At 66.4% G+C, this 25743-nt stretch carries 19 protein-coding genes and 6 pseudogenes; 15 read left to right on the top strand and 10 right to left on the bottom strand.

Features of this window, described 5'->3' with window-relative positions:
* Positions 1-417 precede the first annotated feature (417 nt).
* From ABZ370_RS43465 to ABZ370_RS43455, 3 genes are all read left to right on the top strand, one after another.
* Complete coding sequence (locus tag ABZ370_RS43465; protein ID WP_358633960.1) at positions 418-603, top strand: hypothetical protein; 186 nt, start codon at positions 418-420, stop codon at positions 601-603.
* A gap of 725 nt (positions 604-1328) precedes the next feature.
* Positions 1329-1691: a polyprenyl synthetase family protein gene (locus ABZ370_RS43460; RefSeq protein WP_358633951.1), complete on the top strand. Its 363-nt coding sequence runs from the start codon at positions 1329-1331 to the stop codon at positions 1689-1691.
* Positions 1692-1995: 304 nt separating this feature from the next.
* Positions 1996-2325 (top strand): hypothetical protein, encoded by a 330-nt coding sequence (locus ABZ370_RS43455; RefSeq protein WP_358633957.1) that lies wholly within the window; start codon positions 1996-1998, stop codon positions 2323-2325.
* Between the two features lie 81 nt (positions 2326-2406).
* On the opposite strand, the pseudogene ABZ370_RS43450 reads toward ABZ370_RS43455, so the two are convergent.
* Positions 2407-2715: pseudogene (locus tag ABZ370_RS43450) on the bottom strand (transposase); the annotation flags it as partial.
* Positions 2716-2917: 202 nt separating this feature from the next.
* Between ABZ370_RS43450 and ABZ370_RS43445 the strand changes: the two are divergent.
* Entirely contained in the window at positions 2918-3211 is a 294-nt protein-coding gene (locus ABZ370_RS43445; RefSeq protein ID WP_358633948.1) for a LuxR C-terminal-related transcriptional regulator, read from the top strand.
* Between the two features lie 12 nt (positions 3212-3223).
* Here the strand turns inward: ABZ370_RS43445 and ABZ370_RS43440 are convergent.
* Together ABZ370_RS43440 and ABZ370_RS43435 are read right to left on the bottom strand one after the other, a co-directional pair.
* Positions 3224-3448: pseudogene (locus ABZ370_RS43440) on the bottom strand (flavodoxin-dependent (E)-4-hydroxy-3-methylbut-2-enyl-diphosphate synthase); the annotation flags it as partial.
* An 85-nt stretch (positions 3449-3533) separates the two neighbouring features.
* A pseudogene (locus ABZ370_RS43435) lies at positions 3534-4364 on the bottom strand (1-deoxy-D-xylulose-5-phosphate synthase N-terminal domain-containing protein); the annotation flags it as partial.
* Between the two features lie 910 nt (positions 4365-5274).
* Here ABZ370_RS43435 and ABZ370_RS43430 point away from each other — a divergent pair.
* Positions 5275-6186, top strand: coding sequence for a methyltransferase domain-containing protein (locus tag ABZ370_RS43430; RefSeq protein WP_358633945.1), 912 nt, complete (start codon positions 5275-5277; stop codon positions 6184-6186).
* 291 nt (positions 6187-6477) lie between these two features.
* Entirely contained in the window at positions 6478-7311 is an 834-nt protein-coding gene (locus tag ABZ370_RS43425; RefSeq protein WP_358633942.1) for a methyltransferase domain-containing protein, read from the top strand.
* 249 nt (positions 7312-7560) lie between these two features.
* Here ABZ370_RS43425 and ABZ370_RS43420 read toward each other — a convergent pair whose 3' ends face one another.
* Entirely contained in the window at positions 7561-8985 is a 1425-nt protein-coding gene (locus ABZ370_RS43420; protein WP_358633940.1) for a cytochrome P450, read from the bottom strand.
* 686 nt (positions 8986-9671) lie between these two features.
* On the opposite strand from ABZ370_RS43420, the gene ABZ370_RS43415 reads away from it, so the two are divergent.
* The 6 genes from ABZ370_RS43415 (at position 9672) to pabB (ending at position 16099) form a co-directional block, all read left to right on the top strand.
* On the top strand, positions 9672-9941 hold the full coding sequence (locus tag ABZ370_RS43415) for a hypothetical protein (RefSeq protein WP_358633937.1): 270 nt from the start codon (positions 9672-9674) through the stop codon (positions 9939-9941).
* Between the two features lie 14 nt (positions 9942-9955).
* Complete coding sequence (locus tag ABZ370_RS43410; protein WP_358633934.1) at positions 9956-11110, top strand: cytochrome P450; 1155 nt, start codon at positions 9956-9958, stop codon at positions 11108-11110.
* A gap of 105 nt (positions 11111-11215) precedes the next feature.
* On the top strand, positions 11216-12016 hold the full coding sequence (locus ABZ370_RS43405; RefSeq protein ID WP_358633931.1) for a 4-hydroxybenzoate octaprenyltransferase: 801 nt from the start codon (positions 11216-11218) through the stop codon (positions 12014-12016).
* Positions 12017-12087: 71 nt separating this feature from the next.
* Entirely contained in the window at positions 12088-12861 is a 774-nt protein-coding gene (locus ABZ370_RS43400) for an arylamine N-acetyltransferase (RefSeq protein WP_358633928.1), read from the top strand.
* A gap of 82 nt (positions 12862-12943) precedes the next feature.
* A complete protein-coding gene (locus tag ABZ370_RS43395; protein WP_358633926.1) occupies positions 12944-13966 on the top strand; it encodes a diiron oxygenase in 1023 nt (340 codons plus the stop codon).
* 27 nt (positions 13967-13993) lie between these two features.
* Positions 13994-16099, top strand: a complete 2106-nt coding sequence (pabB, locus tag ABZ370_RS43390) for an aminodeoxychorismate synthase component I (protein ID WP_358633923.1) — start codon at positions 13994-13996, stop codon at positions 16097-16099.
* Between the two features lie 168 nt (positions 16100-16267).
* Here the strand turns inward: pabB and ABZ370_RS43385 are convergent, their stop codons facing one another.
* Positions 16268-17047 (bottom strand): aminotransferase class IV family protein, encoded by a 780-nt coding sequence (locus ABZ370_RS43385; protein ID WP_358633920.1) that lies wholly within the window; start codon positions 17045-17047, stop codon positions 16268-16270.
* 129 nt (positions 17048-17176) lie between these two features.
* Between ABZ370_RS43385 and ABZ370_RS43380 the strand changes: the two are divergent.
* Positions 17177-17290: pseudogene (locus ABZ370_RS43380) on the top strand (LysR family transcriptional regulator); the annotation flags it as partial.
* 1020 nt (positions 17291-18310) lie between these two features.
* Here ABZ370_RS43380 and ABZ370_RS43375 read toward each other — a convergent pair.
* Both ABZ370_RS43375 and ABZ370_RS43370 read right to left on the bottom strand, forming a co-directional pair.
* Complete coding sequence (locus tag ABZ370_RS43375; protein WP_358633954.1) at positions 18311-19195, bottom strand: helix-turn-helix transcriptional regulator; 885 nt, start codon at positions 19193-19195, stop codon at positions 18311-18313.
* Between the two features lie 41 nt (positions 19196-19236).
* Positions 19237-20058 (bottom strand): SDR family oxidoreductase, encoded by an 822-nt coding sequence (locus ABZ370_RS43370; protein ID WP_327579319.1) that lies wholly within the window; start codon positions 20056-20058, stop codon positions 19237-19239.
* A 337-nt stretch (positions 20059-20395) separates the two neighbouring features.
* Here ABZ370_RS43370 and ABZ370_RS43365 point away from each other — a divergent pair.
* Positions 20396-21785: pseudogene (locus ABZ370_RS43365) on the top strand (IS1380 family transposase).
* Between the two features lie 397 nt (positions 21786-22182).
* Here ABZ370_RS43365 and ABZ370_RS43360 read toward each other — a convergent pair.
* The 3 genes from ABZ370_RS43360 to ABZ370_RS43350 form a co-directional block, all read right to left on the bottom strand.
* A complete protein-coding gene (locus ABZ370_RS43360; RefSeq protein ID WP_358633917.1) occupies positions 22183-22584 on the bottom strand; it encodes a PPOX class F420-dependent oxidoreductase in 402 nt (133 codons plus the stop codon).
* 61 nt (positions 22585-22645) lie between these two features.
* A complete protein-coding gene (locus ABZ370_RS43355) occupies positions 22646-23803 on the bottom strand; it encodes an epoxide hydrolase family protein (protein ID WP_358633915.1) in 1158 nt (385 codons plus the stop codon).
* A gap of 74 nt (positions 23804-23877) precedes the next feature.
* The gene (locus ABZ370_RS43350; RefSeq protein WP_358633912.1) at positions 23878-24453 is read right to left on the bottom strand and encodes a PadR family transcriptional regulator; all 576 of its coding nucleotides are present in this window, start codon (positions 24451-24453) and stop codon (positions 23878-23880) included.
* Positions 24454-24692: 239 nt separating this feature from the next.
* Here ABZ370_RS43350 and ABZ370_RS43345 point away from each other — a divergent pair.
* Positions 24693-25448, top strand: a pseudogene (locus ABZ370_RS43345) (transposase family protein).
* Positions 25449-25743 lie beyond the last annotated feature (295 nt).

Raw genomic sequence — 25743 nt, 5'->3', positions numbered from 1 at the left:
AACTGCGGCGGATAGTTCTTCATGACCACGAGATGTCCGTTCTCAGATCCTCAGGATCCAGTGTCTCGTGTGTCCAGGATCAAGGGTCAAGGCCCATCGACAACAACAAGCTCGCCCTGGCCCGCCCAAAGACCCGCAAGAGCAGCGACCCAGCCCCACACGCCCAGCGGCCCGGGAGGCGGATTCGCCTTCCACCGCGAATACGGACGTCCCCTGCACCCGGAGTACGTCCTCAACCACTTCCACTACCTCGCGCGCCTGGCAGGCGTTTCCGCGCACCAGCGTCCACGACCTGCGCCACCTCGCCACAACGCTGGCGCTGACCCACGGGATCGAGCTGACCATCGTCTCAAAGACCCTGCGCCACTCCACGATCGGCTGCAGCCTGGAGGACGCTGGAGAGCGTCACCCGTGAGGGTGGCCGACGGTGCAAACTCCCACCGCATCATCCGGATCTGCGAGCGTCAGGGCGTCCCGATCCTCACCGACCGCGCCTACACCTGCGCCGGCCCCGGGGTCACCACCGGACTCAAACGGCCACCGGGTGGCGAACTCATCACCGTCATCACCAAAGCTGTGCTCACCCCGGGGAGGCAACGCTGAAAGTGTTCACCAGTTGCATTCATAAAGTTCATCTCGACGTAGCAGAAATTCACCTCCACGAAAGGGGCATCAGCTAGGGCGGTGTCGAACGGAACGCACAGTTCCGGCCACCGCCGGAAGGGAGTGCCCGCCTTTCAGGCACGACAGATGCCCGAATACGGTTATCACCAGCCCACTTCCCGCCCGAATGGCCCGCACCCCCGCACGCACACGCCATGGCGACGGAAGGGAGCCGGTAGCGCTGGTCAACCCGGCGTTGCATAGGCCACCTATATCCACACCGCCCACCGAGGCACACCCGTGAATTCTGGAGGGAAAATTACATGAGCCCTAAAACACCCAAGACAGGCCAAACCATGATCATCGATCAGGAATTCAACGTCATCCGCGCCTGTGCCCGCATGCCCGGTTGCTGGGCATGAATCCAGCCAGGCTGGCCGCAAGTCGTTGACACGACTGGGAGAGGTCACAGAGACTCACATCCAGTAGGCCGATTCCGGCAGCTAGCCGAATTCCGGAAAGGAACCCGGATGACCTGCGATGACGCCGGGCGCCCAGAAGCTGCCCACACCTCCGCGCATCGGAATTCCGCTGCATGGCGAAGCGGGCAGGAGGTGAATAAGTGTCATGACACATTTGCAAGGTGTTCATCACATTGACGACTGCTTGATGCTTCCGTCAGCGAATTCCATGTGGTCCACTCACGCGGCTGGAGAAGAAAAGCGATGAGTGCAGACATCGCCTCGCCCACCAGATCGCGTGCCCTGACATCACCTGATACAGCACGCACCACGGTGGCGCCTTTCATCGAGAAAAACGTTTCTGCAATGGAGCCGACCCAGGCCCGTATCTGCGGTTACCACTTCGATTTCATCGACGAAAGCGGAGAACTCAGCAGAACCGACACCGGGAAACTGACCCGCGCGAGCATCATGATGGCCGTCGCCGACGGATTCGGGATACGGCCCGAGGACGTACGGGTCCAGGCGGCAGTCAAATCGCCGCACAACGCGGCGCTGCTCCACGACGCCATCGCGGACTCCGACGACCTGCGGCGGGGCCAGCCAGGCGGAAGGCATTCGGCCTGAGTCTGGCGATTCATACCGGCAACGCACTCCAGGAGGTCGCCCTGGAACTGACTGCGGACGGCTCCTCACCCGGGAACAAGGAAATCGCCCCATCGTTCGCCAAGGCTTTCGCCCTGGTGCACACCGGCCAGGCCCGCGAACTCACCCACCGGCCCGGCACCTGGGCATCGCCCATCCACACACTGACCGGTCCCATCGAGGAACCCGGTGGCCGCCGGACGGCCCTGTTCGACCGCATCGTCAATCGCACGGCATGACCGCACCACCCGCAGGCGCGACATCTCGATAGGAGTAGCCCCCCACCATGCTCACTACTCACGACAGCCCCGCTCCCCCTGTCATCCGCTCCGAGTTCGAGCGCCGCGCGCAGGCCCTCTGCGAGACCAGGACTCAGGACCCGACCAACCTCCCGCTGGGCGAGGAGGACGGACTGCACCACCACTACGCCGTCGGCGGCTTCAACACATCCGCGCACGAAGTCCCCGAGGCCGAGCGGGAGGTGCCCGTCCTCGCCGAGACGGACCGCATGGAGAACGAGCGGGTCGAGCTGGTCCGGCGCGGGCCCTCCCCGCTCTTCTCCGACGCCCATGTCTTCGCGGAGTTCGCGCGGGTGCCGCGCCCGGGTGACCGCTAGGCCGTTTCTCCCGGATCGCCGCGTAGACCAGATGAAGATGGCGGCGAGGCAGACGGTGGAGCTCTTGCTGTAGCGGGTAACCAGGCCGTGCCACTGCTTGAGCTTGTTGACGCAGCTCTCGACGGTGGTGCGCTGCTTGTAGGCGTCGCGGTCGAAGGCCGGCGGTCTGCCGCCACGGCTGCCGAGACGCTTGCGGTGGGCTGCTTGGTCGGCCGGCTACGGGATCACCACCCGGATACCGCGCCGCCGCAGGTGGTCGCGGATCACCCGGGACGTACGCACTGTCGCTGAGGACCATTTCCGGTGTGGTCCTCAGCCGACCGATCGGCCGGGGACCATGACCTCGCGAAATGCGGGTGCGCCACCGCGCCGGCCATGCGTGATGACGAGCGTTGTGGACGCCCTCCACGACCAAAACGCTCGGGCACGTCCATCCATGGAGTCTCCGCGCGGTACTTGAACGCGATCGCTTCGGTGTCCGGTCCGGCAATGACGGCTCGAGCCTCGCCCACTGGACATCACTCAACGACACACATCAACCAAACGATCAGATCATCCGAAGGGCACGGCCCAGCCGGGCTGTACGGAATGGATGGGTGCCATGGATTTTGGTCAGAATGGCTGCGAAGTGTCCCAGCCGGTCGGTGACTGGGTTCTCAGCTCGATCCAAGTCAGGATACTGGAGGGTGTTGCGGCCGGCTTCTCCAGCGGGCGACTTTCGAGAGAGCTGTACCTTAGTTCGAAGACCATCGACTACCACGTCCGCGTCATGTCCGACAAGCTTCAGGCACCGAATCGTGTCGCGTTGGTTTCAAGAGCGTTCGTCCTCCAGATTCTGCGAACAGATGCGTGGCCCCCGCGCATCGCTTGGGAAGCCGTGGATTAATGCTCGGATTCCGTTGTCCGCCGACGACACGGCGACACGCACGATCCGGCAGCCCGCCGCGGTCAGTTCGGCGATCTGCTGCGGCGTGGCGTCGATGTCGGCGGTGGACATGGGAGTCATCGACCGCACTGACACCGGCGCGACGCCGCCGACCGGCACCGTGCCCGCCATGATCTGGCGGGAGGTCCGCCGCGTGGCCACGGAAAGCGGGGCCTCGTCCTCGCGTGGCAAGGGCATTCCCGCATCGACGGTCGTCAATGTTCCTCCCCGAGTGAACCGGCCAGGTGCCGGGGTCGTCGATGCCCGCCGACGCCGGTGCGACGTCGAGGCCGGTCAGCGTCTCCGCCACGCCCCTGGTGATGTTCTGTGTGGTCAGCCCGCAGGCGGCGAGCACCTCGGCCCTGGAGCGGTGGCCAAGGAACCGCCTCGGGATGCCGAACTCGCGCAGCGGGGTGTGCACGTCGGCGTCCCGCAGCGCCTGCAGCACCGACAGGTCCCACATGCCGTTGTGGCTCGGCCCGTCGTCGCCGGTCACCCCGGACCGGTCGAAGACGAACGTCACCGGGCGGCGGTGCAGCGCGACGTCCATGAGCAGTTGGTCGAGCGCGCGGTTGACGAACGTGGAGTAGATGGCCACCACCGGGTGCACGCCGCCCATGGACAGCCCGGCGGCCATCGTGTCCGCGTGCTGCTCGGCTAGTTGGACCAGCTTCTCGCCGAACACCGACGTGAACGATGACGAACGACCGCTGCGGCCCGCCCGCGATGTTGTTGGCGTCAGCTCTGCCCAGTCCGTCCGCGTAGGACAGCGCGGTGGACGCGTGCGAGTTCTCGATCAGGTCGTGCGCGGACTCCTCCCGGCTCGGGTAGCCGGAGACCCCGCCCGACTTGCGCAGGCGGTCGAACCCGGCCTGGCGGCCCGTGAGGATCTTGTGCACGTAGGACTGGTGCCCGGTGTCCCACAGCAACCGGTCCCGCGGGGACTCGGACACCGTGTGCAGTGCGATGGTCACCTCGACCACGCCCAGTGTCCTCCGGTCGCAGGGACCCGCTCGATCAGGACGGCGCGGATCTCCCCGGCGAGGTCGCGGGGTTCCCCGGCGGTCAGCTCACGCAGCCGCGCGGGGTCGCGCACGGTTTCCAGCAGCGCCATGTCGAACAGTGCTCCTCACCGGGTGTGGTAAGCGGTCGTGGCCGCCCTCTCGGTCGGTTCGGGCCGACTGCCCGGCGCGGTGCCGGTTCGGCCGACGGTCGACGCGGCTCAGCGCCGACGCCCACGCCGACCCTGCTCACGCCGGCCGGCCACGCGGGGTCGAAGTGGGGCACGTCCGGCACCAGTTCGACCCTGCCGCCGAGCCTGCGCGCCACCTCGACCATCCGGATCGAGCTACTGGAGTTGGTCGAACCGGACACCCCGGCGCTCGAACTCGCGGCGCGAGGTCGATGATGGCTATCGCCCGGCGTACATCGGCACAAAAACTCCACGGCTCGGCCGGCAAGACCGCTTACCGCCACTCATCCCACTCCGTTCCGCGCCACGACGTCCGCATCGGAACGCCTGGCTCGCGTCGCCGAACAGGGCCTCCAGTCAGTGGAAACCGAGTCCTTCTCAGGAAATCTTATCCGCCGTTGGACACCGACTTAACAGCCGGACTCGAAGTACGGCCTTGGGTGCCGCCCAGCCGCCACCAATCCGCAGAGTAGTCCAAATCCAGCCCTGCGCCGCCCCCTTTGGGGTTTTTCCTAAACCAGAAGATGCGCACGCCACATCGTTGACACGACCAGGGCCGCCCTCCAGGATGGAATCCAATAGCTGCCACTCGATTTCGGTACCAGTCAGTATTCCGAATCGTGAGGGCAGCTTCATGAATCGCCCACTTGCCTCAGTGCCGGGTGACTCTCGCATATGCGAAAGGTGCTGGCACAGTTGATGAACACGGAATCCGGTCCGGCAATCCTTGCCGAACCAGGCATCCTCGCCGAAATCGCGGCAAACGCAGCGTGACGTTCAAAGCAGGCCATCCGCAAACGTCATCGGCATCCGAGCTCTGGAGGAGTGACCCGTGTCGAACCTGGATGAGCTTTCAAGTTCACCTCAAACAGCACTGGACCCTCAGGATGAGGTGAAAATAGTTGGCCAATACTACGACGACAAAACAGCCAGGCTTGTTCGCAAATACGGGCCTGGGCCCAGGATTCACTATCATGTGGGTTACTACCCTTCCTCTGCAGCGCCGCTGCGTGCTGACGATGTGACGCCGGATGCCATTCGCGCCAGCATACGGCGTCATCAAGAAGAATTGCTGCGGTATGCGGCCAAGATCTGGGACGCCGAACAGCGGCTGTCGGGCAAGATCCTGGATGTCGGCTGCGGTCTCGGCGGGGGCTCGCTCTTCTGGGCGCAGGAATACGGCGCCGACGTCACGGCGGTCACCAACGCGCCGGAACACGCGCCGGTGGTCAACGGGTTCGCGCGGGAATGCGGTGTGGACGGAAGGGTCCGCAGCCTGGTCAGCGATGCGAAACGCCTGCCCTTGGACGGCGGCCCCTATGACGCAGCGGTAGCAGTCGAGAGCAGCGGATATTTCGACCGGCCTCTGTGGTTCGAGCGTCTGGCGCGCGTGCTTCGTCCGGGTGCGAGTGTGTGCATCGAGGAAGCATTCATCACACGCCCTCACGGGGCCGATGTGTGGACCGAATACTTCTACACAAAACCAGCTACGGTGCTCGACTACGTAAAGGCCGCACAGGCCGCGGGTTTCGAATTGGTCGATGACGTCGACGCTACGTCAGAAACCGCGCCGTTCTGGGAGGAGAGTGCCGCCTGGACGAAGGCAATGCTGGACAATGACAGCAGCCTCTCACCAGTTGACCGCAGGCAGTTGAGGATATCCCTGCTGGCGAACCAGGCGCTTGGCGCCGAATGGCAATCCGGGGGTGTGCGGCTGGGTTTCTTGCGCTTCGAGCTGAAGTAAGCAAGGAACGAGAAAAGACGCCGAAAATCCGCACGCAAGCCGGGGTCCTCGCGACACCTGATGGTTTACGTGGTTGTCAGTAGATCAAGCAGGCGCTGGGCTGGGGTTTCCCGGCCCAGCGCAGCGGGTTGGCCGACTGGTAGGGCTGCGAGTCGCGCCGCACCACGAGAGCCCCGGGGACGACGAGCAGGACCTGCGGTGGCGTACCGGCACGATCTTCGCGGGCTCACCGCCGGTGGAGCTGAACCGCCGCCAGCTTCCCGCCACCTTCATAACGATACGGAGTTCCTCATGACGATCGAGCAGTCTCCCACTCACAGCGACGACGTCCGTAACGTGTACGACGGGTTCGGTCGGGTCTACGGTTCCGTGTGGGGCCCCAATATCCACTACGGCTACTGGGAGAACGACGCCGACGACAGCTCCGTCGAGGTAGCCACAGACCGCCTGACCGACCTGATGATCTCAGGTCTCGCCGCGCAGCCCGGCCAGCGGGTCCTGGACGTCGGCTGCGGCATCGGCTACCCCGCACAGCGGCTCGTCCGCACTTCCGACGTGGACGTGGTGGGCATCAGCATCAGCCGGATCCAGGTGGCGGATGCCACGAAACTCGCGGCCGAGGCCGGGCTCGCCGACCGGGCCACGTTCCAGTTCGGGGACGCGATGGACATGCCCTTCCCCGACGGCTCGTTCGACGCGGCCTGGGCGTTCGAGTCGATGTGGCACATGCCCGACCGCGGCCAGGTGCTCTCCGAGGCCGCCCGCGTTCTGCGCCCCGGCGGCCGCCTCGCCATCGCCGACGTCATCCAGCGTGACCCGATCAGCCCTGAGGGACGCGTGGTCCTGGACCACATCTGCGAGAACTACGGGGTGCGCTCCTTGGGCACTGTGGACGAATACCGGGAGGCGTTGGCCGCCAACGGTTTCGTCGACGTGGAGATACGTGACATCACCGACAACGTCATCCGTACCCTCGGGCTTATGGCCGACGCCTTTGAGACTGTCCGCGACAAGCTGTCCGACCTGGTCGGCAAGGAACAGGCCGACTCGCTCATCGACTTCGTGCGTAGGTTCGGGTCCATCCCGGAGAGCGGCTACCTCTTCCTGACCGCGGTCCGCGCCTGACCGCGAGCGCCGTCCCCGGGCGTCTCATGGCGTACGGCTGAAGCGCGACGAGCGAGGCTCCCGAGCTGTTGATCGAGATGTCTGACGTCTCCATCACGCTGCTCGGGAGCCTCGTTGGTTTCCAGTCCTGCCGCACTCGACGTGCCCCGTTGGGATGACACCACGCGCGCGCACGAACCCGCCGTCGTCCTGCTCGACGGGACTCTCACGAGCTCCAGATGTCCCGACGACCGCCCGGATGCCCGTGTTTCACCGCTGCCGCACCCGCAACTCGGTCAACGCCCGAAGCGGAAACACTGGCCGGTGACGCGGCAGCGGCCCTGGTGTCAGAGTCAGACTTGGCATCCTGGTGGCGAGGGCCTGTATCGCGATCTCCAGTTCCGAGCGGGCGAACCCGGCTCCGAGGCAGAAATGGATGCCGTGCCCGAACGCGAGATGCGAGGCGGAGCCACTGCTTGGACTGAACGCGGCCGGACACGCGGAGGAGTTGCTGCCCCGGCCGACCGCTCCGTACAGCAGAAGCAGTCGACTCCCCGCGGCCAGGTGGACGTCGCCGACCACGACGTCATTGACCGCGGTCCGGTACATGCCCGCCAGCGGACTGTCGAACCGCAGCCCCTCCTCGACAAGGTCCGGTACGGCGATCGTCCCGTCGGCCACCTTGGCCCAGCCGCCGGGTGCCTGAAACTGCTGGAAGAGGATGGTGCCAAGCGCCTCGGCGCAGGTCATGTGTCCCGCGAAGATCAGTGTGGGGATCATGACGGAAGCCTCGTCGGCGGTGAGCGTGCGGCCGGCCTTGCCCTCGTGGAGCAGTTCACTGATCAGGTCGTCCTGCGGCGAGGCGAGGCGTTCCTGCACGAGTGATCGGGCGAATGCTCCGAAATCCATCAGCCCGCGGGCGTATTCACGCAGCCGGTCGAGATTGGTGTCGTCCTGCACCATCATGAGTTCGATGCGTTGCTCGGACCACGTGCGGCAGCGGTCGAGGTACTCGTCCGGAATCCCAAGACGCCGGCCGATCACCTCAAGGGAGTACGGAACCGCGAACTCAGTGATGAAGTCGAACTCCTCTGCGACCGCGACCCGCTCGACGAGATCGGTGGCGATCGCGCGGATCGTGGGTTCGAACGCTCTGACCCTGGCCGGCGTGAACCCGACATTGAGCAGTTCCCTGATCCTGGTGTGCTCGGGAGGATCGAGCGAGCCGACGGCCAGAGCATCAGCACCGCGCCACGTGCGCAGCATCCGAGTCACGTCCTCGGGCAACGCGACCGCGGGGCGGGGATTGTGGTCGCGCGCCGAGAAGTTCCGGTCGTCTCGCAGCACGGCAACCATGTCCTCGCGCCGGGTGACGCACCACGCGTCGAGCAATGGAGTGTAGAAGACCGGTTCCGTCTCTCCGATGCCGGCCAGAAATGAATAGGGGTCGTCGCGATGCGCGCCATACGGATCGAACGACCCGTCCTCATGCAATTGCCCCGAATCAACAGACATGGCCATTCCGCCTCTCAAGCCTTCTGTGAGCCATTTCTCGGCAATGATCAGTGACGTTGTGTGATATTGCTCGGCCTGGGAGCTATTCAGCGACCTCGGCATGGCCGACTCGGCCGAAGCACGGCAGTTCTTCGCCGGTCCATCTCCGCGGTGCGTCGGGAGGCAGGTCGCGTCGAGCACGTCCAGCCCGCGTGCGTCCGCGTGCCGCCGCACCTGCGGCGAGACACCGTACGCGAAGAAGACACACGCCCCTCGGCCGGCAAGACCCGCTTACCGCCACTCATCCCACTCCGTTCCGCGCCACGGCGTCCGCGTCGGAACGCCTGGCTCGCGTCGCCGAACAGGGCATCCACGCCGGTCGGTGGAAACCGAGGCCTTTCCGAAGAGTAGTCCAAATCCAGCCCTGCGCCGCCTCGTTTGGGGTTTTTCCTAAACCAGAAGATGCGCACGCCACATCGTTGACACCACCAGGGCTGCCCACCAGGATGGCAGTCAGAACGATCACGCAAATTCCAGTACATCACCCCGGGTTCACATTGCACGTAGACGCGGGATCTGCCTACGTATTGACCTGTAGCAGTGTCGGGCGATCATGAACTTTAGGCAAGCTTTCAATTTAAGCGACATATCCAGCACAGTAATTTTCAGTGGTGCAATTCGCGAACCCCATGCGCGTAGCTTCTGACCAGGAATAGGGAAGACGCGCGCCCGGAGGAGAATCCCGATGAGCGCACTCGACACCTCGTCGACCAGGCCCCGCGCCTCCCTGTCGCCGAAGACGGCGCGATCCACGGTATTGCCCGTGACGCGGCGGCAGGCCTCCGCACTGGAGCCGACCTTGGCCCGGGTCTGCGCAGGCTCTTGGGATGCAGATGGTCGTCGACGACCCCGGCCCCGGCCGTGCGGAGGTCTCCAGCGTGTTCGCCGAAGCGCTCGGTCTCGTTCTCGCGGGCCAGGCCCGCGAGCTGACCGTCCGGCTGGTCCGGGCACCGGGATCTCGGAATACGACCGCATCGTGGAGGAGAAGACGAGCCGAGCTGTCCCCGGCCGCGTCCACCGAACTGACCGCGCTGTTCGACCGCATCGTCCATCGCACGGCATGTCCGAACCTCGATTCCGGCGGAGGCCGTCAGTGAGTACCCCAGCTCAATTGCCTTTCGAGCAGACGAATGTGCTGCAACTCGCGCCAGGGCTGCGCACGCTCCAATCCCAGGGCGCGGTCCATCGGGTTCGTACTGCCGAGGGCGATGAGGCGTGGCTGGTCACCGGTCATGCCCGGGTGAGGCAGTTGCTCGACGATGACCGGCTCGGCCGCTCGAATCCCGATCCGGAGGCCGCGGCGAAGGACAGCGGGTCGGCGATTCTCGCCGGCCTGCTGGGCGACTTCGCCACCGACCACGCCCGGTTGCGGGCGCTGCTGGAGCCGCACTTCTCACCCGAGCGGATGCGGGCGCTGCGGCCCTACGTCGAAAAAGTGACCGAGCAGCTCCTGGACGGCTTGGCCCGGCAGAAGCCACCGGTGGACCTGCGCGAGGCGTTGGCGCTGTCGCTGCCGATCCAGGTGATGTGCGAGTGGCTGGGCGTGCCCCAGGAGGACAAGGACCGGTTCGGCGGCTGGACCCAGGACGCCGCCAGCGTCGGGGACCCGGTCAGGTCCAAGCAGGGGCTGGGCGAGTTGTTCGGCTATTGCAAGCAACTTGTCGCTGACAAACGGCGAAACCCGGGCGATGACGCGATCTCCAGGATCTGCGCGACCGAGGGGATCAACGACAACGAGGTCATCGGACTGACGGCGTTGTTGCTGTTCGGTGGTTATGAGACCACGGTGGCCCGGATCGGCACCTGTGTGTCGCTGTTGCTGGCCAACCCCGAGCAGTGGCAGGCGTTGCTGGGCGACCCGAGTCTCATCCCCGGCGCGGTCGAGGAAACCCTGCGGATGTCGATGCCGAATCCGCACAACGGCGGCATGCCCCGTTACGCGCTGACGGACTTCGAGATCGACGGGGTCACCATCCGGACCGGCGACTTCGTGCTGCTGAACATCATCGCGGCCAACCACGACGAGACGGCCTTCGCCGACCCCGGCCGGGTCGATGTCACTCGCGACACCACGGGCGGCCTCATGTTCGGGCACGGTGCGCACCACTGCGTCGGCGCGACGCTGGCCCGGACGCAGCTGCAGGTGGTGCTCACCCAGCTCGTCGCGCGATTCCCGACCATGCGCCTGGCTGTCGGTGTAGAGGAGCTGAAGCTGCGCCACAACACGCTGATCGGCGGGTTGATCCAACTTCCGGTGACATGGTGATTGGTCCTGATGCTGTACAAAATATCTACAGGCGTAGTCACGAGGAGCCCGGATTCAGTCCGCGCATATCTCCTGTTGATGCGACTGGATAGGCCTACGGGGTACGTGCTCTACCTGCTTCCAGGGCTGTGGGCATTCGCCCTCGCCTCCGGGCAACGACCAGACCTGCTGACGGTGGTGGTTCTCGCTGTCGCCGCGGTGCTGGTGCGCGGCGCGGCCTGCACGATCAACGATGTGGTCGACAAGGACGTCGACGCCCGAGTCGCCCGCACCGTGTCGCGTCCTGTCGCGTCGGGGACGATCAGCGTCGGGAACGCACTCCTGTTCGCCGCCGCACAGACCGTGGTCGCACTGCTGGTCCTGGCGGTGGCGAACGTGGAGACACCCCTGGTCGTCGGGGCCTCGTACCCGTTGATCATCGCGTACCCCTACATGAAGCGCTTCTTCTTCTGGCCCTCGGCGTTCCTGGCGCTGGTGATGAGCGTCTACGCGCTGATCGGCTGGACGGCGGTGACCGGGAGCGCCGACTACCCGCTTGCGGTGTACGGCCTGTACGCCGCTGGGGCCTTCTGGACCCTGATCCACGACGGGATCTACTCCCATCAGGACAAGGAGTACGACCGCAAGATCGGTGTCAGGTCTTCCGCTCTGCTGTTCGGCAAGGCCACCAAGGCGTGGCTGGCGATTTTCGTCGTGCTCAGCGTCGGCGGCGTGCTGTGGGCCGGTTCCCAGACATCGATGGGGTGGGCGTTCTACCCGATCGTCGCACTCGCGGGAATCTTTCTGTCCTATCTGCTCGTACGTGTGGACCTGGATGACCCGAAATCGTGCTGGGACGCCTTCGCCGCCAACCCCTACTTCGGTTGGATCATTCTCGCGGCCGTGATCGCCGGGCAGTTCACATGAAGGATGAGCTACGCGTGACAGATTCGATGTGGCAGGGGAGCGGCGTCGACCTTGACGCCTACCTGACCCGCGTGGGCTACCAGGGCGACGTGGCTGCGGACCTCTCCACGCTGCGGGGCCTGCATGCCGCCCACGTCGACGCGATCGCCTTCGACAACCTCGACGCGCTGTTCGGCCGCACGGCGGTGCCGCTGGACCTGGACAGCGTCCAGGAGAAAATCGTGCGACAGGGTCGCGGCGGCTGGTGTCTGGAACAGGTCGTGCTGATGGCGGCCGTGCTGGACCGCATCGGGTTCACGTTCACGGCGTTCGCCGGCAGGACGCGAATCCGCACCGGGTCCAAGTTCGGGCCGGCCCTGCACGTGGCCCTGTGCGTGGAGCTCGACGGCGAACACTGGCTCCACGACGTGAGTTTCGGTGCCTACGGGCCGCACGAGCCGATCCGGCTCGCGGAGGACGCACGGCTGGACGGCGACTGGTCGTTCGATCTCGTACGAGAGCCGACCGGTGAACACGTGCTGCGGTTCCTGCGGCCGGAGGGACCGGTCGAGCTCTACGGCTTCACCACGGACGTGCGCTATCCGTCGGACTTCGAGCTCCTCAACCACTTCTGCCTCACGCATCCGCGCTCACCGTTCAACCACCGGATGATCCTCCAGCGCACACAGCCCGAAGTGAGGCACCTCCTCGCCGGCAGCACTCTCACGGAAATACGTCCCGCCAGGCCGGCGACTTTCCGGGAACTCGACAAGGACGAGATGCTTTCCGCTCCCGAGAAAATCTTCGGGATCACCTTGGAACCGGGCGACGTCCAGACGCTCCGGAAATTCCTGGACGGTCCGTGATGCGTACCTCCGAGATCGAATCCCTCAGGACCTACGCCGGCGCCATGCGCGCCGGACGGCTCTGACCTGGACCGAGGTCACCATGAACGACATACCCAACGAGGCGGAGCCCGGCGCGTTCACCGTGGCGCGACGGCTGCGGTCGCTCCCGGAGCACGACCCGCACGACGCGGTGGAGAACGCCGTCATCAGCAGGCTCGCGGGCAACTGGCCCCGGCGTGCCACGGTCAAGCGGGAGGAGCCCAACCTGGACGACGTCTTCGAACTGGACCGGCCGGACTTCCCCGAGGCCCTGCTGCCCTTCCGCGAGCACCCCACCTACCTCGCGCTCGACGACGGGATGAAGGCGCGGATTCTCGCGTGGGGCTGGATCTCGTTCAACAAGAACATCATGGACATCGAGCAGCACGTGGTGAACCCGGGCTTCGCCCTGGTCACGCAGGACGTCTTCGACACGGGCATCGACAGCGAGTCCATGACGCTCGCGGTCACCCAGGCCATGGTCGACGAGCAGTACCACACGCTGATGCACCTCAACGCGAGTGCCGTGACGCGCCGCAAGCGCGGCTGGCGGATGCCGGAGACGGCGCTGCCTCTCGCGTACAAGGCGCGCAGGCAGGCGCACCGGCTCTCCACGGCCGGGACGGATGAGGAGCGGGCCCTGGTGTCGCTCGCCTTCACCACGGTCGCGGAGATCTCGGTCAACGCCCACCTGGACCTCGTCGCCGAGAACCACGAGATCCAGCCCGTGAACCGCATGACGGCCGTCCTGCACAACCGCGACGAGTACTGCCACGCCTCGATCGCGGACACCCTCGCCCAAGAGGCGTGGAAGCACTTCTCCCCCGGGCAGCGCGACTACTTCCTCGCCGCGATGGCCGATGGGATGGAGGTATTCGCCGCCCACGACTTCACGACCTGGGCGAGGATTCTGGACCTGCTCGGCGTGGAGGGGGGCGGGGAGATGCTGCGGGACATCGGCAGCGCCTCCGGCGGCAAGCGGCTCCTCCAGGACTTCAGCGGGTTGCGGCAACTGTGCCAAGAGCTGGACGTCCTGGACTCCGTCCCCTTCGACTGGTCAACGGTGTCGACCGAAGCCCCCTGACGGCCACCCCACCCTAGGTGCTGACCCATGCGTGTGCTGCTCATCGACAATTACGACTCCTACACCTACAACCTGTACCAGTTGCTGGCGAAGGTGTACGGCGTCGCCCCCGTCGTCGTACGCAACAACGCCGAGGACTGGGACCGGTTCGCCCCGCACGGCTTCGACGCCGCGGTCATCTCCCCGGGCCCCGGCCACCCGGCGCTCCCCCGCGACTTCGGCCGCTCCCGCGACGTCCTGGAGAACTCCGGGCTGCCGGTCCTGGGGGTGTGCCTGGGACACCAGGGCGTGGGTCTGCTGGCGGGCGCGCCGGTCACACCCGCGCCGGAGCCCCGGCACGGCTACCTGTCCACGATCCGGCACAGCGGTACGGGTCTCTTCGCCGGCATCCCGCAGGACTTCACCGCCGTGCGCTACCACTCGCTGAGCGTCGCCGAACCTGTGCCCGCGCACCTGGAGGTCACCGCGCGCGCCGAGGACGGCGTGATCATGGGCCTGGCCCACCGCGAACGGCCGTGGTGGGGCGTGCAGTTCCACCCGGAGTCGATCTGCACGGAGCACGGCGCCCGCCTCGTGGCCAACTTCCGGGACCTGGCACTGGCGGGGCGCGACAGCGGCACGGGTCCGCACGAGGGCCGGGCCGACGCCGTGCCCGTATCGGTCGCGGCGTCGGACGCGTCACCGCCGCGGCTGCGTGCGGAGTACGACATCCTGGACCGGGCCGTGGACGCGGAGGCCGCGTACCTGGCGCTGTATGGGACGAGCACCCGCGCCTTCTGGCTCGACAGCTCGCACGTGGAACCCGGTCTGGCCCGCTTCTCGTTCTTCGGCGCCGCCGAAGAGCCGGGCGCGGAGATGCTGACCTACCGCGTCGAGGACGGGCACACCGTCGTGGACCACCCCGACGGCGCCTCGCACCGGGAGGACGGCAGCGTCTTCGACGCACTCGACCGCCGCACCGGCCGCGTGGTCGAGGGGTCCGGGGAGCTGCCCTTCGACTTCACCGGCGGTTACGTCGGCTACTTCGGCTACGAGCTGAAGGCCGACCTCGGCGGGCGGCGCGCCCACCGGTCGAGGACCCCGGACGCCGTGTGGCTCCAGGCGGACCGCTTCGTTGCCGTGGACCACTCCGAGAACCGCACGTACGTCGTCGCCGTCTGCGAGCAGCAGGACTCCGACGCCGCGCAGAAGTGGATCAGAACGGTCGTCCCCGTCCTGGCGGAACTCCCCGCCGCGCACGCGGACGCCTCCGCCACGCCGCCCCCCGAGGAGCACGACGCCTCGGCATGGCTGGCCCGCCCGCGCGCGCGGTACCTGGCGGACATCCAGGAGTGCGACCGTAAGCTGCGCGAGGGCGTGAGCTACGAGATCTGCCTCACCACCAACCTGCACCTGCCCGCACCGGCCGACGACCTCGCCTACTACCGGCGCCTGCGGCGGCTCAACCCCGCCCCCTACGCGGCGCTGCTGCGCCTCGGCGACCTCGCGGTGTTGAGCTCCTCGCCCGAGCGGTTCCTCAAGGTGGACGCCGCCCGCACAGTGGAGGCGAAGCCGATCAAGGGCACGGCGCCCCGACACCCGGACCCGGACACCGACGAGGCCACGCGCCGCGCCCTGCGCACGGACCCCAAGACGCGCGCCGAGAACCTGATGATCGTGGACCTGCTCCGCAACGACCTCGGGCAGATCTGCGAGATCGGCACCGTCACCGTCCCCTCGCTCATGGCGGTGGAGTCCTACGCCACCGTGCACCAGCTCGTCTCCACCGTCACCGGCACCCTGCGCGAGGGCAGTTCCGCCGTGGACGCGGTCCGGGCCTGCTTCCCCGGCGGGTCCATGACGGGGGCGCCGAAACTGCGCACCATGGAGATCATCGACGACTTGGAGGGCGAGGCCCGCGGCGTCTACTCCGGCGCCATCGGCTTCGTCGGCTACACGGGCACGGCCGACCTGAGCATCACCATCCGCACCGCCGTCCGCCACGACGGCGAACTGACCATCGGCGCGGGCGGAGCCATCGTCCTCGACTCCGACCCGGAGGCCGAGTACGAGGAAATGCTCCTCAAGGCCCAGACCACCCTGCGCGCACTGCCGAAGGAGACGTACGCACACGGGGAGACCGGCGGGCGGTGATACGCACCGGCCGCGCGCGTGCCGACGCTTTCGTGCGTGTGGACGGCCGGTTTGGCGGGGGTTTACGCCGGCCAGCTCTGCGAACGCTTTGCCGGTTTTCCGAAGAGCCTTCCGCAGAAGAAGGGCCTCCCGGCCCGTCCACCTGGTCACCCCCGCCATGCGCCCGCCCTACAGTTTCTCGCCGGGGATCGACAGGTAGGTCTCGCGGAGCTGGCTCAGTACGGGGTGCTCCGTCGTCAGCTCGGTCTCGTCGATAGCGGCCAGGGCCCGCACGCCGATGCTCGTGTTGGTCGCGAACGCCGTCATGCGTTTGGCCTGCGCCAGGGTGACGGGTGCGACCCGGTGTTCGACGTGCTGCTGGAGCAGCGCCATGGTCACGCCGGGGAGTACGGGGGCCTGCGGCCACACCACGGCGCCGTCCTGGTCGATGAAGCCGACGTTCCAGGTTCCGCCCTCGCTCACGAGACCGTCGGGGCCGACGAACAGCGCGTCGTCGAAGCCGTTGAGCTGCGCCGTGCGGCGGGCGTGCAGGGCTCCGAACAGGCCGCAGTGCTTGACCTCGGGCAGGTCACGCTCGTACGGCACGCTCATCGCGCGCAGCGGCGACGGGGGCATCGCGCCTGCGGGGCGCACGGAGACCATGACGCCCGGCTGGTCGGCGTCGGCCGGGCGGCCCATGTCCACTGCCGGGTCGAAGATCGTCACGCGTACGACGTGCGGCCCGCTCTGCCCGTTCAGGGCCTGCCGGACGTGGTCGCGGACGTTGCCGCTGTCCAGATCTGTGCCCCATACGGTCTTGCAGTCCCGCACCAGGCGTTCCATGTGCAGGAACAGACCGCGGATGCTGCCGTCGGCGTCGACGCGCATGGACGTGAAATGTCCGTAGCTCGTCAGGGTCAGGGGGAGCAAGTCGCCTGCCCCTACGGGGTTTCCGTCGAGTGTTGCCATGCCGCACAGCATGTCAGGACGGGTGTTCCGCGCGGCACCCAATCCGGGTCACTGAGCGTTTTCCAACCTCAGGTTGACGCGTGGTGAAGGACGAGGACGGCCTTCACCATGTCGGTGATCCGGACAGGTGTCGAGGTCCGCATCCGCGAGACCGACCTGACCGATCCGACCTGCGGACTGCGCGCCGGACTGGTCGACGTCGCTCTGACCCGTGGGCCGTTCGACGAGACAGGTCCGACAGTGCACGAGCGGCAGCATCAGAGTCTGGCTGGTCCGCGGGAGCCTGTCACTCGCCCGCCACCTTTCCGCCCTGCCGGACCAGGAGGTGGACCATGTCCGAGGAGTACGAGCGTCCTGTCTGGCTTACCGAGAGCGTCGCCCAGTTGGAGAGTGTTCGGGTGGACCGGCCGTTGTCCGCACAGGAGTTGCGTCGCCGAAGCATCCGACGCCGTCAACGCCGTACCCGTTCTGCCGCCCTTGCGGCGATTGTCGTGGCGGCACTCGGTGCGGGCGCCTACTGGAATTCCGTGGGCGCGGACCGATCGGCGGAAGATCCTGCCCGCCTCGGTGAGGTTTCCAAAATATCGGCGACCCAGGAGCAAATGCGGGCTTACTACTCGGCTCTGCCGGATGCCTTCGCCACCCGGCATTCGACGTCGAAGCTGCGGAAGCTGATGACCGCGTATTTCACGGACACGGCACTGAAGCGAGAAGTTGTCCCGAAGGCCGCGGAGCCGGCGACCTGGCGGCCACGTGTGGGGATGTGGAGGCCACCACCACCTTCACCGTCGGCGACCCCCGTAGCGCCGGGGCCAACACCGTCCGTGCACGCGTGACGAGCAACAGCGCACCGGAATCGATCGAGGTCGATTTCGATCTCCGCACCATGAGAATCTTGAGATGGTCCTGCCCCGACGGGTCCTGACCTCTGCCGGCCGTCACGGGCCGTAGGCCCCGGGTACCGGAGGGCCGGTCCCCTCAGCCCGGATCCACCGGCTTGATGCCGGTGGATGGTTCACCCAGAAACGAAGAAGTGCCTTGCGACCTGCGATGATGGGGTTTGTCTAGGACCACATCAGGCACGATCGACAAGGCACTTCCGAGATGCAATCTTCCCATGCCGCGGCGACGGTCTCATCCGCGTTCGATGATCCGAACCTGATCGCGTACGGCGGGCTGGAGCCGGTGGTGCGGCTGGCCGAGCGGTGCGGTCTGCCCGCGCTGGTCGGGGAGACGGACCCTAGTACGGCTGAAGGGGTTGGACTATCCGTTGTGTGCTTCGAGCTCGGTCGCCAGCGTCTGTTGGGTGGCCGCCCACGACGCCAAGAGCGCCAAATTGTCAGCGGTCGGTGTGCCCGCGGGTGCGGTGTAGACGTTGAGGTGCAGGCCGGGTTCGGCGGGCAGTTCCAGGGACTCGACGTCCAAGTCGAGCTGGCCCACGATCGGATGGTGCATACGCTTACGGCCGGACCGGTGCAGCCGCACGTCCTGAGATGCCCACCGCTGCCGAAATAGCTCACTGCACGTTGACAGTTCGCCGACCAGGGCGATCAGCTCCTCGTCGTGCAGATTGCGGCCGGCTGCCATGCGCAGCTTCGCAGCCACGGCACCGGCGACTTGGTCGTAATCGACAAAAAAATCTCTGGCCGCCTCGGGCTTCAGATAGACGAACCGCGCTGTGTTCGCGGGCCGTCGCGGGTCGGCCAGCACCGGTGAATACAGCGCGCGAGCGAGTTGATTCATGGCGAGCACGTCATAACGGCCGTTACCGATCCAGGCCGGCGCATCGGAGATGGCGTCGAGCACCTGCTGCAGTGTCGAGCGCACCGTCACGGCAGGCCTGCGCCGGCGTGGGCTGCGGGGCGCCGTGGATTGGCGCGCGAGGTGGAACAGGTGGTCGCGCTCGGCTTCGTCGAGTTGCAAGGCAAAGGCCAACGCGTCGAGCACGCCGTCGGAGGCACCGGCGAGGCTGCCGCGCTCCATGCGCACGTAGTAGTCGACGGATACCTCCGCGAGCAGCGCTACCTCCTCGCGGCGCAGACCTTTGACCCGGCGGTTGCCGCCGTAAGCGGGCAGGCCCGCCTGCTCGGGTGCGGTGCGGGCACGACGCGAGCTGAGAAACTCCCGGATCTCGGTGCGTGGATCCATCGTGGCCATCCCCCTACCATAGGCCCGTTCAGCCGTACTAGTCAGTGGCCCATGACAGGGGGGGTACCCGTTGCAGTCGTCGCGGTGCCGCCATCTACCGGGATGATGGCGCCCGTGAGGTAGGACCCAGCCCGGCTGGCGAGAAACACGGCGGCACCCGCCATGTCGTCGTCGCGGCCGAGCCGGCGCAGTGGGGCCGCCGCCGCGATCTTGTCGCCGATGGCATCGAGCGTGGCCCCCATCATCTGCGACGGGAAGACTCCCGGTGCTACCGCGTTCACCGTGACGTGCTGTGGGCCCAGCTCCCGGGCAAGCACTCTGGTGAGTTGATGGAGTGCCGCTTTGCTGCTGGCGTACGAGTAGGTGGGCGCCTGGGCGACGTGGATGGCGGCGATACTGCCGATGTTGATGATCCGTGCCGGATCATCGGCGGTTCCCGCCCTGCGAAGTGCGGGAAGCAGTGCCTGCACCAGCCAGAACGGCGACTTGAGGTTGAGGTCGAGCACTGCATCCCAGGCCTCGTCCGGGAACGTCTCCAGCGGCTCGCTACGCATCGCTCCCGCGTTGTTGACGAGGATGTCCAGGCGTTCCGAGTCGGCCATGACAAGATCAGCGAGGCGCTGGCACTCGTCGTGCCTGGACAGGTCGGCGGGAATTGCTTGGACGTCGCCGAATTCGGATAGCAGCTGCTGTGCCTCCGCGCACGTGTCCGCGTTGCGTGAGCTGATGACGACGCGGGCGCCCGCCTGGAGAAGGCCGCGCGCAATCATCATCCCAATGCCCTTGGTGCCGCCAGTGACAAGTGCGTACTTCCCACTCAGATCGAAAAGTTCTGTGTGAGTGGTGAATTGGTTGTCCGTCATTGGTATCCGTTCCTCCTGTCGTGTCAGAATGCGCCGACACGGTCACGCATTCGAGGCAGCAGCTGAATTGAGCTGATGGAAGTAAAGCTGAAGTGCGTGTCCATGGAGTGCTGTCGGCGCTTTCGACTCACGCCAGGTTGACAGGCGTTGTGCACATCGGGGAGACCCTGGTGATACAGGTACTGTCAGAACCCCCCTTCCCTGGTGCGCTGAGTCCGGATCACCCCGGCTTGATGCCGGTGGATGGTTCACCCAGAAACGAAGAAGTGCCTTGCGACCTGCGATGATGGGGTTTGTCTAGGACCACATCAGGCACGATCGACAAGGCACTTCCGAGATGCAATCTTCCCATGCCGCGGCGACGGTCTCATCCGCGTTCGATGATCCGAACCTGATCGCGTACGGCGGGCTGGAGCCGGTGGTGCGGCTGGCCGAGCGGTGCGGTCTGCCCAAGCTGGCCGGCGAGCACGTCCGGCTGCCCGCCTCGAAGGACGGCACCGGCGCCTTCCCAGCGGCGAAACTGATGTCGCTGGTGGGCGGCATGGCCGCGGGCGCCGACAGCATCGACGACATGGACCGGCTGCGGCACGGCGCGATGGGCCGCCTGTTCTCCGGAGTGCGGGCCCCGTCCACGCTGGGGTCGTTCCTGCGCTCCTTCACCCACGGGCATGTGAAGCAACTGCACGCCGTGGCCCGCCGGTTCCTGCACGAACTGGCCCGCCACACCCCGCTGCTGCCCGGCGCGGACCAGGCCGCATACGTGGACATCGACGACACCATCCGCCGCACCCACGGCTACGCCAAACAGGGCGCCGGATACGGATACAGCAAGGTCAAGGGCCTGAATGCACTGCTCGGCGTCGTCTCCACACCCCTGTCCGTCCCCGTGATCGCCGCCACCAAGCTGCGCAAGGGACCCTCGAAACTCCGCGCGCGGGGCGGCAGCGTTCGTCGCTGAGACCATCCGCACCGCACGCGCCTGCGGCGCCAGCGGCCCGCTGGTGCTGCGGGCGGACTCCGCGTTCTACGGCGCCGACGTCATCAACGCCTGCCGGGCCCTGGGTGCCCGCTTCTCCATCACCATGCGGATGAATGCCTCCGTCAAGGCCACCATCGCCCGCATCGACGAGGACGCCTGGACACCGATCAAATATCCCCAAGCGGTCTGGGACGAGGAGGGCCAGTGCTGGATCTCCGACGCCGAGATAGCCGAGATCCGCTACACCGCTTTCACTTCCAAGCCGAAGAAACAGCAGGTCACCGCCCGACTGATCGCGCGCCGCGTCAAGCGCCTGAGCGCCGGTACCGTCCCGGCCGGGCAGGGCCCGCTTTTCGACACCTGGCGCTACCACGCCGCGTTCACCGACTCCCCGCTCGCCTTGAGGGATGCCGAGCGTGATCACCGCCGGCACGCTGTCGTCGAGCAGGTGATCGCCGATGTCAAGAACAGCGGCTTCGCCCACGCGCCGTCCGGTCATTTCCAGGCCAATGCCGCGTGGCTCGCCCTGGCGGCCCTGGCACACAACCTGACCCGCGCCGCCGGCGCCCTGGCCTCCGCGTTCCATGCCAGGGCGACCACCGCCACCATCCGTGACCGCCTGATCAACGTGCCCGCCCGCCTAGCCCGCTCCGCCAGCCGCCTCACCCTGCACCTGCCCGAGCGCTGGCCCTGGAACGAGGACTTCACCCAGCTGTTCAGCACGGTGCATGCACCGCCGGCCCTCTGACGCTCCCTGACCGACCTGCCCGAAAGGGCCCGAGACCTGTGGACAGAGTGGAAGAGCTGGGCAGACCAGCGGCCACCCCATGCCCGAATCCGCAACTCAGCCCCAACACGGCCTGCACGACCCCGAAACGATCAACCGGGAATCAAGCCGGTGGATCCGGGCTCAGTCGGTCAGATCGACTGTCTCGACCAGCAGCACTGCCCCGGCCTGCGAGACCACCCCGCTGCCACCACCCTCGAGGCGGACACGTGGGTACACCCCGATACGCTTGCTCACCTGGAGAGTGCTTCCTTCCGTGCAGCCAACAGGACCCTAGACAGGTCCCATCGTTGCAGGTCAGAAGCACTCTCCGCTTATTTAATCAGGCATGGGCGAGCACGCTCGTGAAAGCACGAGGTTAGTGCATGGGGGAATGGATGACGGAGTCGACGGTGATGGTCAGCAGGAGCCGGGTCTGGCCCGGGCCGCCGTACGAGGCGTAGGGGTGGCCTGTGTACTTCTGGGCGAGGTGTTCGATGCTCTCGGCGGCGCCGTCGGTCGTGGCGCTGGTGACGCGTCCCCGTACGGAGAAGTAGCGGGAGGTGTCATCCGGGTCGGCGATGCTGACGGCCACACGGGGGTCGCGTTGAACGTTTTTGGTTTTGCGGTAGCCCTCGACGGTGTTGATGAGGATGTGTTCACCATCGGTGTCGACCCAGGTCTGGGTGAGCTGAGGCGAGCCGTCCGGCATGGTGGTGGCGATGAAGCAGGGGCTGGGCCGGTTCAGCAGTTTGAGGAGTTCGCCGGGCAGGGGTGTCATGAGGTATCGCCCTTCCTGGGGGGAAAGTTGTCGGTAGGAGGTGCCGATGCCGGCGGTGCGCTCAGCGCAAGGAACGGAAGGTGGTCCGGACTTCGTCAACGAAGAGTGCCGGTTGTTCCAGGGCCGCGAAGTGCCCGCCCACCTCAAGCTCGTTGAAGTGGACGACGTTGCTGTAGCGGCGTTCCACCCAGCGCTGGGACTTCCGGACGTGCTCCTCCGGGAACATGCTGAATCCGGTAGGCAGTGTGATCGGTGCGGCGGCGTTCGGCGCGGAGGGCCGTGCCGACCGTGCCATTTCCCAGTAGGTCCGCGCAGAGGACGTCCCGGTGTTGGGAAGCCAATAGAGCATGATGTCGTCGAGCAGCTCGTCCAGGGTGAAAGATGCTTCCGCGTCCCCCGGCGTGCCGCAGGTATCCTGGAACATCGCGTAGATCCAGGCAGCCAGGCCGATGGGGGACTCCGCGAGGGAGTAGCCGATGGTCTGAGGGCGGGTTGCCTGCTCCTTGGCGTAGCCCGAGAGGTTCTCCCAGAAGTAGGCGGCGCTGTCGAGCATTGCCTGCTCATGCTCGGTGGCGTCTCGGATCTCGTCGGGCGTTGGCGGGAACATGGCGAAGTTGAGGTGCAGCCCGACGCATCCGTCGGGGGCCTTGCGGCCGATCTCGTCGGTGACCGCGCATCCGAGGTCGCCGCCCTGGGCGCCCCATCGCCGGTAGCCGAGCCGGTCCATCAGCGTGATCCAGGCATCGGCGACCCGGGGGAATCCCCAGCCGGGTTCCGTAGGCCGGTCGGAGAACCCGAACCCCGGCAGCGACGGCACCACGAGATGGAAGGCGTCCCGCGGGTCACCGCCGTGGGCCGCGGGATCGGTCAGTGGGCCGATGACCTTGTGGAAATCGAGGACGGAGCTGGGCCATCCGTGGGTCATGACCAGCGGGAGGGCGTCCGGCTCAGGCGAGCGCACATGGAGGAAGTGAATGCCCAGACCATCGATGATGGTGCGTGACTGGCCGAAGCAGTTGAGGGTCTTCTCGCACCGCCGCCAGTCGTAGGTGTTGAGCCAGTAGTCGTGCAGCGCGCGGAGCTTCGCCAGCTGGGGTCCCTGGCTGGTGTCCAGAACGGTCTCTGGATCGGGCCACCGGGTGCGGGAGAGCCGCTCACGCAGGTCGGTCAGCTGTTCCTCCGGCACGGACAGGGTGAAGGGTTCGATGAGTTTGGACATGGGGCGTGCTCCTTACCGGGCGATACCGCGCCGACTGCGACGCGGGTGGATTCAAGGGGGGCGGAATCCGGTGTTCAGAGGGTGTCGGGCTGACGGGTCCGTTCATCGGTGACAATCTCGGGCACCGCGTCCAGGACCTCTTGGAGCCAGGCGATCTCGGCGCGCAGCCTGTGCGCACTGTGACTGACCGCTAGTGCCTCGCTCACCGTCAGGTAGCCGCCGTCGATGGCGTTGGCGTTCAGCGCCTCGGTGTCCGAGAGCATGGAGGCGAGTTCATCCAGCCGGGATGCGATCACCATGTGGAGCTCGTCCAGCTTCTCCGGGTCCAGGCGGGTGAGGGCCAGGTCGAACGGGTCCGGCTTCATCCAGATGTGGCGCAGACTCTCGGCCTGGAGTTCCTTGAGACGCAGCCGCCCTTCACCGGTGATGCCGTACACCTGACGCTCGGGCAGATTGCCCTCCTTCTCGGTCCTGACCTCTTCGAGCAAGCCCTCAGCCAGCAGACGCTTGATCGCCTGGTACAGGCTGCCCACGGACACGTCCGTCCACAGGTGCAGATGTTCCCGCTCGGCCTGGAGGCGCACCCTATGCCCGTGCATCTCGCCGTTCCTCGCGAACGTGTCGAGGATGAACAACCTGATCGATGACATACGACTACTCTTGCATGAGTACTCGTTCATAGGCAACCGGCCGATGTGCTGAACATCGGCTCCGGGAGCGACCGCGTCGAGGTCACGAACGGGATTCATCGCCGAGCTCACCGCCGTGACTGAACAGTGAGCGATTTCCAGCATCCCGATGCTGACCTGTTGGACGCCCCTGCGCAACGACAAAACTCCTGGTAGACGGGTTCTCGACCAAGATCACCCGTGCCTGCCAGGAGCTTCGCATGCGTGTCTACTCATCCTCGATCGATCTGTCCAGCCGAACCCTGCGGTTCCTTACCGGTCAACTGGCCGCGCGGCGGGCGAAGATCGGTACACGGTGGCGACGTCTGGCCGTCGGCCGCCAGGCTCTGCTCGCCCTCGCGCACCTGCGGTGCGGTGATACCTACGCCCAGCTCGCTGCCGGATTCGACATCAGGATCGCCACGGTCTACCGCTATATACGCGAAGCTGTCGAGGCCCTGGCCGCCCTCGCGCCTTCACTCGCCGAGGCGATGCGGACGATCCGCGAGAAGGCGTTCGTGATCCTGGACGGCACTCTGCTGCCGATCGACCGGATCGGTGCGGACTCCCCGTACTACTCCGGGAAACACAAGCGCCACGGCATGAACATCCAGGTCCTCGCCGATCCGTTCGGACGCCTGCTCTGGGCCTCGCCCGCCCCGCCCGGATCGACCCACGACCTCACTGCTGCCCGACACCACGGAATCATCGACGCGCTCACCGAGGCGGGCCTGAAGTGCTGGGCGGACAAGGCGTATCAAGGCGCCGGCGGGCCTGTTCGAGTCCCGTTCCGCGGTCGCCGTCTGAAGGGGTGGAAGCGCCGCCACAACACCAGTCACGCCAAGATCCGATGCGTCGGCGAATGAGCTATGGCCACGCTCAAGGACTGGCGTCTTCTGCGGAAGCTCCGCTGCAGCACCAACCGGATCACCGACATGGTGAAGGCCGTCGTCGTCCTTCACCACGCGTCAACGTGAGGTTGGAAAACGCTCACTGACGGGTCAACGTCATCAGGAAGTCATTCGTGCCCTCGATGGACAACTTCATGACGAAGTCGTGCGGACCGCTTTCCCGAGACCTCGGTCTACCAGCGGCAGCCGCTCATACCGGCCACCGACAAGCGCCCAAAGCGTCACCTTGTGGGTATCCCACAATCCGGTGCATGCCCGAGCTGCGGAAAGGTGACACACTCCGGCCGCTTTCTTCGGACAGACATCCCGGCGTCGAGCACATCGTGTAACTATGACCGGGCGATGCCGGGACGACCGAGGG

It is taken from the genome of Streptomyces sp. NPDC005962 (assembly GCF_040629205.1).
Lineage (GTDB): Bacteria > Actinomycetota > Actinomycetes > Streptomycetales > Streptomycetaceae > Streptomyces.
This window is presented reverse-complemented; position numbering and strand designations above follow the sequence as displayed.